Annotated in this window: 9 protein-coding genes; 7 read left to right on the forward strand and 2 right to left on the reverse strand. The window is 36.5% G+C overall.

What is annotated here, in order from left to right:
- Positions 1-684 precede the first annotated feature (684 nt).
- The gene (locus AAEY68_RS16080) at positions 685-2,550 is read right to left on the reverse strand and encodes a DEAD/DEAH box helicase (RefSeq protein WP_007585469.1); all 1,866 of its coding nucleotides are present in this window, start codon (positions 2,548-2,550) and stop codon (positions 685-687) included.
- A gap of 160 nt (positions 2,551-2,710) precedes the next feature.
- Positions 2,711-2,974: a GrxA family glutaredoxin gene (locus tag AAEY68_RS16085; RefSeq protein WP_007585470.1), complete on the reverse strand. Its 264-nt coding sequence runs from the start codon at positions 2,972-2,974 to the stop codon at positions 2,711-2,713.
- 257 nt (positions 2,975-3,231) lie between these two features.
- Here AAEY68_RS16085 and AAEY68_RS16090 point away from each other — a divergent pair, with 257 nt between their 5' ends.
- From AAEY68_RS16090 to AAEY68_RS16120, 7 genes are all read left to right on the forward strand, one after another.
- Entirely contained in the window at positions 3,232-4,269 is a 1,038-nt protein-coding gene (locus AAEY68_RS16090; RefSeq protein ID WP_350586404.1) for a response regulator, read from the forward strand.
- A gap of 22 nt (positions 4,270-4,291) precedes the next feature.
- Complete coding sequence (locus AAEY68_RS16095) at positions 4,292-4,900, forward strand: cysteine hydrolase family protein (RefSeq protein WP_024593896.1); 609 nt, start codon at positions 4,292-4,294, stop codon at positions 4,898-4,900.
- Positions 4,893-7,703, forward strand: a complete 2,811-nt coding sequence (locus tag AAEY68_RS16100; protein WP_350586406.1) for a PAS domain S-box protein — start codon at positions 4,893-4,895, stop codon at positions 7,701-7,703. The genes AAEY68_RS16095 and AAEY68_RS16100 overlap by 8 nt, the downstream gene beginning before the upstream one ends.
- A 336-nt stretch (positions 7,704-8,039) precedes the next feature.
- Complete coding sequence (locus AAEY68_RS16105) at positions 8,040-8,330, forward strand: hypothetical protein (RefSeq protein WP_165725684.1); 291 nt, start codon at positions 8,040-8,042, stop codon at positions 8,328-8,330.
- Positions 8,331-8,757: 427 nt separating this feature from the next.
- A complete protein-coding gene (locus tag AAEY68_RS16110; RefSeq protein WP_350586408.1) occupies positions 8,758-9,570 on the forward strand; it encodes a putative bifunctional diguanylate cyclase/phosphodiesterase in 813 nt (270 codons plus the stop codon).
- A 108-nt stretch (positions 9,571-9,678) separates the two neighbouring features.
- On the forward strand, positions 9,679-10,053 hold the full coding sequence (locus AAEY68_RS16115) for an Hpt domain-containing protein (protein ID WP_024591627.1): 375 nt from the start codon (positions 9,679-9,681) through the stop codon (positions 10,051-10,053).
- A 9-nt stretch (positions 10,054-10,062) separates the two neighbouring features.
- Positions 10,063-10,496: response regulator (locus AAEY68_RS16120; protein ID WP_350586410.1), on the forward strand; the 434-nt coding region annotated here is incomplete at its 3' end.

Consider the following 10,496-nt stretch of genomic DNA (forward strand, 5'->3'; position numbering starts at 1 on the left):
AAGTATAAATGAGTACAACTATCTTCATACTCGGTGCCACACTTTTGTACATCGGTCAGTATATATTCCTTATACCAATAGCCGCCTTGCGTGTAGTAAGCCCATAGTTTAATGGGATCAGAGATAAAAATATAGAGTATTCCCTAGATTAATAAAGGGGATAATGGGTACATGAAAATGGATGCCAATTTCATTTTTGTATCTGAAAAATTGTATTTAAGTGATTCTCTATATTTACTGCAGCGTTTGTATTTATTGAATATAAGTATATTTAAATAGATAAATAGTGCGCAACAGATAATAGGGAGGGCTATAAAGAAAACAACGTCGTATAGCTCATTTGAGATGAATGGTGGATCTGTAAAGTCCATTAAAATAGGAATAGTGATGCATAATAAAATGGAGAGTATTATTGCTACAAAGAGCAAGTTGTCGTAAATCTTTTTCAATTTTTAATTCGTCTGTGAATTATAGCCTTTGTTTAGTTTACAGAGTTTTGTTGTTTTAAAAATCAAAGAAAACGTATTTATGGGTACAAGCAACCTGAACTCTGGCTAATAAAACTATCTCAAGTCGCTATTGAACTGACTCGAAAGTTTACTTTGTATTCACTGTGGCAGCAGCTTAAAAACAAAAAAACCTTGTCACTTTCGTGGCAAGGTTTTTTTATTAAAGAGTCGTTGCTTATTTAGCTGTGAAGCTTACTGGGCGACGTTCTTTACGAGGGCCAGTACGCTTATCACCGCGTTGGCTATCGTCTTTATCTTTACTAAAGGTGCGCTTTTTGTCACCAGCTGGACGCTCAGAGCGTTCTGCACGTGGCTCAGCAGGGCCTTGATCTTGTGTAATTGTTAAGCCCATAGGACGTTTACAAATAAACACTTTTTGGAAATGATCAAGTACATCTTTAGGCATGTTTTGCGGTAATTGAACCGTACTGTGATTGTCGTGTAAACGAATATCACCAATAAACTTGCTTGAGATGTCAGCTTCGTTAGCTATAGCACCAACAATGTTCTTAACCTGAACACCGTGTTCACGACCTACTTCGATACGGTAAGTATCCATAGGGCCTGCATCACGACTGTTACGTTCGCGAGGTTTACGCTCAGCGCGTTCACCACCACGTTCGCCGCCACGTTCGTTACGACGTCCACGGTCACCACCGCGATCATTGCGGTCGTTACTACGTGGGTTGCGATCGTTACGCTCGTTACGTTCACGAGGTTGAATCTTAACTTCTTCAACTTTAATTGGAGACTGTTGCTGTGCTAAACACAGTAACGCACCCGCTAAGCTTTCAAGAGGAAGTTCAAGTTTTTCAGCCATGTTAGTAGCTATCTCGTTAAAGAATGTAATATCTTTGTTTTCAAGCGCAATAGTTAATTTTGCTTGTAACGCTTCAATACGTTTTTCTTCAACGATTTTTGCAGTTGGTAATTCAACTTGTGCAATTTCAGACTTCGTATGACGAATGATATTTTTAAGTAAATAACGTTCGTTATGTTTTACGAATAAAATTGCTTTACCAGTACGACCAGCACGACCTGTACGGCCGATACGGTGAACGTAGGCTTCAGAATCTTGTGGGATATCGTAGTTGATAACTAAGCTTAAGCGGTCAACATCTAGACCACGAGCAGCAACGTCTGTTGCAATAACAACATTTAGCATGCCGCTTTTTAAGCGTTCTACAGTGCGTTCACGTGCTTGCTGGTTCATATCACCATTAAGTGGAGCAGCAGAGAAACCTTCGCGCTCTAATAACTCAGCAAGTTGTACTGTATCGTTACGCGTACGTACGAAAACAATAGCACCTTCATACTGTTCAGCTTCTAAGAAGCGAACAATAGCTTTATTTTTATGTACGCTTGCATTCCAAAACACTTGCTCAACAGATGATACTGTAGAGTTACGCGCAGAAATATGAACCTGTTCAGGGTTGTTCATATACTTGCTGCTGATGTTTTGAATTTGCTTAGGCATAGTCGCAGAGAAAAGACATGTTTGCTTTTCGCGCGGTGTTTTTTCCATGATGCTTTCTACATCATCGATAAAGCCCATACGTAACATTTCATCGGCTTCATCAAGTACAAGTGCTTGTAGAGCATCAAACTTGATAGTGCCACGGTTAATGTGATCGATTAAACGACCTGGAGTTGCAACAATAACCTGAGCGCCACGACGAAGTGCGCTTAATTGGATACTGTAGCTTTGGCCACCATATAGTGCCAATACTTCAATACCACGAACATGTTTAGCATATTGTTCGAATGCCTCAGCAACTTGGATCGCAAGCTCACGTGTTGGTGTGAGTACAAGGATCTGTGGCTGTTTCACAGACGGGTCAATATTATTTAGTAATGGCAGTGCAAATGCTGCGGTTTTACCTGTACCCGTTTGAGCTAGTCCCAGTACGTCCTTTCTTTCTAGCAATAACGGTATACATTGAGCTTGGATTTCAGATGGTGTCTTGTAACCCAACTCTTCAACTGCCTTCAAAATTGCAGGAGAAAGATTTAGAGATTCAAACGTGACTGGTTCTGACATTAATACGCCTCAACGAATTTAAAGAGGCGCGCATTATATAGGATTCGCGAGGCAAATGCTTGTATAAATTGAAACTAATTTGTATGTGTTTGATGTTGGTCGAAATTTAACCAGCTCAATGTAGGGTTTATTAAACTGGTTAACATATTTAATACAAAGCTTATTTATACAAGCCTAGGTTTTCTTTTGCGTAAGCTTCAAATTCTGTAAATCCACCAATGTGATTTTGGTCTACAAAAATTTGTGGAACAGTAGGGCAAGGCTTACCCGCTGACTTTTCAAGGTCGGCTTTACTAATGCCTTCTTTAATTATGTCGATGTAACGAAATTTAAAGTCATCACGTTCATTTGATAATTGCTCAGCAACATCTTTCGCACGAACACAAAATGGACAGCCTTCACGGCCAAAAATTACGGTTAACATAGCTTTCTCCTCAATTTGATTAATATCAGTTTAAATGAATGGAAAATTATTTAAAGAGAAAAAAATCGATTGCACCATTCTAATAAAAGCATAAATCATATTATGCATAGCAATATGATTTGCAAAATGCGAATGAAAAACCAGAGCCCTGTTTGTCTAATACTTAAGTCTATGAATGCAAGTGTGTTTACAAGAATTAATTTATGGCACATAACTTGATGATGTAGAGCTATACATTGGGTTAACGAGAATGCTTTATGAATATTAATAGTCACGTTTTAGAAATTATCCAAGGGGTAATAGGTAAATATTGTGAAACCCAGAGTCAAAAATTCTCTATTACCTTAATCAATAAGTTGCAATGTAACTACGTCTGTTTGCAAATTCCGCCAGAGCAAATGATTGCACAATGTGAGGCGTTTCTTACTCCGGCGCTAGCAGCAGTAAAGCAGTGCTTTTTACTTAACCTCGAAGCAAATATTCAGGGAGTTAGTATTCACTATCAGATTGATGATTCTGAACAAGTAAACACGTTGGATTTTCACGGGCTCTTAGCAACTAAAGAGTCTGTTAGTTTAGCGCTTGATGTTAGACAAGATGTAGACGTTTTAACTGATTGCGAAGCGTTACTCAAAAGCTGTTTAAAAATGTCAGCTAATACTCACGATCGTTTTGGTTTAAATTTTAAATTATTTAATAGCACGCTTAGAGAGTCTGCACAGCTAGAGGATTTACGCCATCTTAGTGGTAACGCATTAATTGATAAATTAAATAGTGACAGCTTAAATACACACATAAAGTTGTGCTCTATTAACGACATTTACGAGCTGAGCCAAGCTCATAAACTATCTAAAAAAATATTAGGCTGGCCATTTTTTGATACCGACTTAATTACTATTTTAACAACATTTCACACACAAACACGTTTATCGGTATTAGTAGCAGACGACAGCTTACCGAGCCAAATTGCTACAAAAGTAATGCTTGAAATGCTGGGCTGCTTAGTAACGTGTGCAGAAAATGGTGCTAGTGCATTAACGCTTGCTCAAAATGAACCATTTGACTTGCTACTTTTAGATGAGCGTATGCCAGGAATGTTTGGTAGCGATGTGGCGCAGCAATTAGTTAGGCAAAATACACCTAATAACAATACTCCTAAAGTTATTTTAACGGGGTTAACAGGCGATGAGCAAATAGCTGAGTTGTTTGATAAAGGAATTACTCACTATTTACAGAAGCCAGTGACAAAAGCGGTACTTGAGAAATTTATTAAACCTTGGCAGTTAGCCTCTTAAATTGATTAATAAGGAGAGAGTTATGGATGATTTCTCTAAGACAGCACCTATTTTAATTGGTTTTCAAAACAATTACTTTTTGCCAAAAGGCATTTTGTATGACGAGGTTGAAGAGTCATCAAGAATTACTGGCGTGGGGGAAAATACACTCTATTTATTGACCTTCTGCGCAGAGCAATTTGCTTTAGTTATTAATACACCCATTCACTTTACGCAAAACTATAGCGAGCTTAAAAATCCGATTGGTATATTAAAAGTCATTGCGGTGGGGGCATTTAAAGCAGGTTCGTACGGTGCTCAAACCATTAAGCAGCTAGACCTTTTTAGTAATATTATAGAGGTGGTATTTGGGAAAAGAAGTTTAAATGCTTTTACACATATAGGTTTAGCCGAAAACATCAAAAAACATGGGACCACTAATATAATTTTAGCGGGTACTGTGTCTTCTATCTGTATTGATTCAACTGTGCGCACTGCTGTTGAACTTGGTTTTAATGTCACTATTTTAAGTGACTGCACACCGAGACGCACTCCTTTTGAACAAGCATTCTACCGTGAAAAGGTTTCCCTTCTTTATGCACGAGTTTGTCAGAGTAATACTTTTATAAAGTATTGGAGAGATCATGAATAATAATGATGAGCTACAAGTTCAAATCCAATATGCACTAGTTGAAAAACTTTCCAATAGTAATCGACGTCAAGCAAAGCTATTAGCTATTTTAGATGAGTGTATTTTTGAGTGTGATAAACATTTGAATTTTACTTATATAAATGAAGCTTGGGAGAAGAAGTTAGGTTACTCAACCGATTCATTAATTGGCTCCAATATTACTAAGTTAATGAATTGCGATGATATTATGCATTTTGTCGCATACAGCTGTTGTTTACTAGAAGGGAAGCAGGCTCCCAGTGTAGAAATACAAATTAAAAGCAGCATCGGGCTCATGAACTGGTTTGAGTTAAGGTTAGTTTATGATGAAAAAAGCGGCTTTATAGGCTCGTTCTATGACATTCAACGTCATAAAGATTCTCAATTTTTGCTAACGCAACAGCAAAAATATGTTAAACGCTTATCGCTTGTTGCGAGCCATACAAATAACTTAGTGATTATTACAGATAAGTTTGGTGTGATTGAGTGGGTTAACAATAGTTTTGAAGTGCTTACAGGCTACACCTGTGATGAGGTTATAGGCACTAGCCCAGGTCAATTACTGCAAGGGCCAAAAACATGTGAAAAAAGTCGTAAGGTTATGTCTCACGCTGTAAAAAATGGGCTTCCTTTTCAAGTTGAAACCACAAATTACGATAAAAATGGTAACGTTTATTGGGTTGCTATTGATGCAAATCCAGTGCGAGATGATGAAGGTAAAGTAAAGCATTTTATCGCTATAGAAACTAATATTACGCAGCGAGTTAAAGCTGAACAAGCAATGGCAGAGATAGAATATAACTATCACTCTGTCGTAGATAATATTCCTGATATTGTTCTACGCCTTGATACATTTGGCAACCTATTATTTATAAATCAAGCATGGCAACGCGTCTTACACAGCAATGTAGATGAGAGCCTTGGCTTACCTATAATTAAGTTTATAGCAAAAGAAGATGTAGAAAAAATTAGTAGCACTTTGCTTGATTATAAACAAGGTAAGCGTGATATACGTCGCTTTGATATACGTTTGATTAATGCACAAGGGATAAATAATTGGGTTGAAATGACACTTACTCCCATTGTGGGTGGCTACGAAAGCGATTTGTTATCTATTGCCGCAACACTTGTTGATATACAAGAACGTATTGAAAGCGAGCAAATATTGCTTGAAGCTAAACATCAGGCAGAAACATTAGCTGAGTCTAAAAGCCGATTTATGGCAAATATTAGCCATGAAATTCGCACGCCATTAAATGCCGTTATTGGCTCTGCAGATATTTTGCATCATACCGGTTTAACTTCTGAGCAAATGCGTTACACACAAATGATTAAAACAAGCTCTGATGCATTACTGAGTGTATTGGATGATGTATTAACGTATTCGCGTTTTGAAGCACAAGCTATAACACTCGATAATCAGCCATTTAGTATTGATACGTGTATTGAAGAAGCAATAGATATTATTACCCAAAGTGCTTTACAAAAAGGGCTTGAGGTTGTTTTTGATTTTTATCCTGATGTCCCAGCTCAAGTAATTGGTGATCATGCACGTATAAGGCAAATAGCCATTAATTTATTAGCCAATGCGATTAAGTTTACTCAGCAAGGCGTAATAACGGTGACCGTTAGATGTACTTACATTGGAGCCAATAATTTAAATCTTCATTTATCAGTAAAAGACACTGGAATGGGAATCGCAAAAAATAAAATAGAAAGTATGTTTATGCCTTTTATTCAATCAGATAATTCAATTACCCGAAAACATGGTGGTAGTGGCTTAGGCCTTGCGATATGTAAGCAAATTTGTGATGTAGTAGGGGGAGATATTTCGGTTAACTCTGAGCTCAATAAAGGGAGTGAGTTTATCGTTAATTACCCGTTAAAAATAGACACAACCGACTCAATATTGCGAGAGGGGTTTGCAGCACGAAGTAAAAAGCCAAGAGTATGGATTGTAGGACATAACCAAATTTTAAAAACCGCGTTGGAGCACACACTCACTCGGTTTTCTATCGCTTTTGAGCACTATGAAATATGCCCAGATATCCCTGAGTATGATAGTTTTCCTGATGCAATTGTATTAACTGATCCTCGAATGCTAGCCCAAACACGCGAGTGTATAAATACATATAACTCCCTTAATTCACCATGTTTACTTATCTTAGACTTACTAGGTGAAAGCTTATTACCGCAAAATCTTAACGACAGAGAGCTTAGGTTAAATGGCCCTTTTAAAGTATCGCATGTACCGCGAGCAATTAGTTTATTAGAAGAGCAGTTATTTCATTTAGATATTATATTTACTAATCGTGAACAAAAAGAAGTCTTAGAAAGCTCTTCAGGGTTAACTCAGTTGAATGGAACCAATGTATTGGTTGCTGAAGATAATACTAATAATCAAATAGTAATAAGACAGTTTTTAGAGCAAAAAGGTTGTCGGGTATATATTGCTAGCGATGGGCAAGAGGCAATAACCAAGGCTAAAAACAATAAAATTGATATTATTTTTATGGATATCCAAATGCCAATACTAGATGGGATCTCTGCAACCAAAGCAATCAGAAAGTTAGGTATAGCCACCCCTATAATAGCGCTCACAGCAAATGCAATTCATGGTGATAAAGAGCGATTTATTGAAGCGGGGATGAATGATTATTTAGCTAAACCAATTGTAAGTGAAACACTTTATTTATTGCTTGATAAATATGCACCAAAGCAGGCTATTGAATCTAAACATTTAAAGCTCTCTCGTTTAGCGCAAGTGTGGGAAAAGCTGGGTTGAGCAATGAAGAGTAATATAAAAAGTGGGTTTGTGTTGCATAAAACTTGATAAACGAAGAAATTAACCTAGTATTTTAGGAGTAAGTTAAATTTATTTTTTAGTATTTAATGAGTGTTTTTATTATAGTTTTTCAATTTGATTCGCAAATTGCAATTCAAAATAAAAATACAACGTTACGAATTATTTTTGGATTCTAAATTACATTTTTAATTTTTTTAATACTTTGATTTTGTTGTTTATTTTATCTTTCGTTTGTTTTTGTTTAGTTGGCACGGCTTTCGCAACATATTAAATATCAAATCAAGACAATTTAGTTAAATTTTTAAGAGGTGCAATATGCAAACAAATACAAAAGCCAAACAACAACCTAAAAGTAATAATTGGGTACTTACACCTGAAATCATGGTTTTGTCTATTTTGCTTGTAGCTACCTTAGTAATAGGTATTACAGTTCTGCGCGGTAGCGATTCTGTAGAGCCGTTAACGGACATACAGCCGATTACTTTTACACAAGTTGATGTTGAAAATGCACAGTCGATGAGTAATACGTTTGACTCGCAAAATACTAACTATGCACAACATGTAACAGCCCCTAAAAACGAAAATAACGACACTCTTTCAAACTAGAGACTTTTGCGCAGGTAACTATTTATTGTTGCCTGCGTTTTTTTTATGTTTCCTATCACCGTTTTAACTTTTTCTCCCTAGCTTTAAAATTACGTGTACGCTTTTTAATTCAAGCTGTGCGTAACTAAATTAGTTTTATCCAGCCTTTCTTTATACTCATCTTCAATTACTAATCCTTACTTTTAGCCAACAATTACTAACTGGTTTCTCTGTGCTGTTTGGGCTTGAGTAAGCTCTTATTTATTAATTTAGGTGCATTGCAAATTGAATTGCAAAATGCAAATAAAATGGAAAAATTTAGACACTCAAATAACTAAACTTAACCTTTTGAATTTGCTGTTTTTATTTTTGTTTTATTCACTTTCTAAATGGTCTGTAACTTGCTCTTGATTACATAAGTCACTAAGAGTGAAAATCGGAGCAAAATATGAATGCATTTAAGTACCTAGAATCAGAAAGCCCAGTCAATCTCGCAAGATGGCATGAGTTAGAGAGAATCATGTCGGATGCAATGCAAAATAATTATTTTAAAATGGTTTATCAACCGCTTGTGTCATTAGGAACGGGAAAGTTGGTCGGCTTTGAATCGCTAGTAAGGTGCCAATCACCCCGCTTTGGTATTGTAGGCCCTGATGAGTTTATCCCTCATGTAGAGCAATCGGGAATGATTTTAGAATTAGGTGACTGGATTTTTGAGCAATGTTTGTCTGATTTAAAACAGATGCGACATTTTGGTATGACAGATATTGCTGTTTCTTTAAATATTTCACCGGTACAAATTTTAGATGGTGATGTGTTTTCAAAAGTAATGGCTTTGCTAGAAAAGCACCAAATACCACCACAAGCTATTAAAGTTGAATTAACGGAAACAGCGCTCATTCATAGTCCTGTTAAAATAGCTAAGGCGTTTGAAAACTTCCATAAAGAAGGCGTAAAGGTGTGGATTGATGATTTTGGCACTGGATACGCGTCTTTAGGTCTACTTCGTCAATTTGATATCGATGGTTTAAAAGTTGATCGCAGTTTTGTAAGTGGTATTGCAACTAATAATGAAGACTTTACGTTATGTAGCGCAATTATTGCGATGGCTCAACGATTGGGCTTACAAACTGTAGCAGAAGGCATTGAAGAGAATGAGCAATTACAAATATTAGAACAACTTGGTTGTGATATTGCTCAGGGGTACTTGCTCGATAAGCCGCAAACATTAACAAAAAGTATTGATACCTGGGCTCTGTAATTGTTTATATTCATTTTGATTTGCAAAATGCAAAAAACAAATTACTCTTAAACTACAATTCTTACATTTTATTAGTGTACGAAGCTTTAACTTACACAAAGGTTATCTATGCCTATATCAGAGCAGTTTATCGATAAAAGTATTACGGAGTTAAATGTTTTAATTCAACTTGAAAAGGATGTTGGAATAAGCGTTTTAGCTCGATTAGTAAACTTATTTATCGATGAATTAGTTACTATGGCTAACCAATTAGATACGGCAATTAGTAATGCAGATATTATAAAAATTAGAGAAATAATGCATGTTTTGAAAAACTCGGCTGCTTTATATGGAGCCGCTCCTTTAGCTGCATTGGCAACACAGTTACACGATTCACCACCACCAACCACAGAAGAAAACTTGCACGCAGCGCTTGTTATTAAACATAACTTGGATAAAACCCGAGATGCATATCAAATAATGAGTAAGAGTATAGCTATCTAGGAGAAAGCCGTGTCAGATATAATGGGTAAAGGCCTTGTTTATATTGTTGAAGATAGCATCGCAAGTGGTGCTTTGTACGCAAGTCAGCTAGAGCAAGTAGGTTTTGAATGTAAGCATTTCGCAGATGGATATTCTGCTTTGGTCGGTATTAAAGAAAAAATGCCTGCGGTGATAGTACAAGATGTATGCTTGCCTGATATAAGTGGGCTTGAAGTTTTACAATTTGTAAATAAACAAAAAAATCCTGCTAATGTAGTCATGATCACCTCAAATAGTTCTATTGATATTGCAGTGGAAGCTATGCGTTTAGGTGGCTTCGACTTTTTAGAAAAACCCTTCACAAGTCAGCGACTTATTAGCTCAGTATGTTGTGATTCAATGAAACCGGACACAAATTTAGGTGGTATTATTACCACTCAAACAGAGGTGTTCTATGACAAAAC

This window comes from Pseudoalteromonas sp. RB2-MNA-CIBAN-0110, from assembly GCF_040309305.1.
Taxonomy (GTDB): domain Bacteria; phylum Pseudomonadota; class Gammaproteobacteria; order Enterobacterales; family Alteromonadaceae; genus Pseudoalteromonas; species Pseudoalteromonas arctica.

Bases quoted from the DNA above. Each gene is read 5' to 3' on its own strand.
- AAEY68_RS16090 (WP_350586404.1), top strand. From the start codon at position 3,232: ATGAATATTAATAGTCACGTTTTAGAAATTATCCAAGGGGTAATAGGT.
- AAEY68_RS16100 (WP_350586406.1), top strand. From the start codon at position 4,893: ATGAATAATAATGATGAGCTACAAGTTCAAATCCAATATGCACTAGTT.
- AAEY68_RS16110 (WP_350586408.1), top strand. From the start codon at position 8,758: ATGAATGCATTTAAGTACCTAGAATCAGAAAGCCCAGTCAATCTCGCA.
- AAEY68_RS16095 (WP_024593896.1), top strand. From the start codon at position 4,292: ATGGATGATTTCTCTAAGACAGCACCTATTTTAATTGGTTTTCAAAAC.
- AAEY68_RS16080 (WP_007585469.1), bottom strand. From the start codon at position 2,550: ATGTCAGAACCAGTCACGTTTGAATCTCTAAATCTTTCTCCTGCAATT.
- AAEY68_RS16085 (WP_007585470.1), bottom strand. From the start codon at position 2,974: ATGTTAACCGTAATTTTTGGCCGTGAAGGCTGTCCATTTTGTGTTCGT.
- AAEY68_RS16105 (WP_165725684.1), top strand. From the start codon at position 8,040: ATGCAAACAAATACAAAAGCCAAACAACAACCTAAAAGTAATAATTGG.
- AAEY68_RS16115 (WP_024591627.1), top strand. From the start codon at position 9,679: ATGCCTATATCAGAGCAGTTTATCGATAAAAGTATTACGGAGTTAAAT.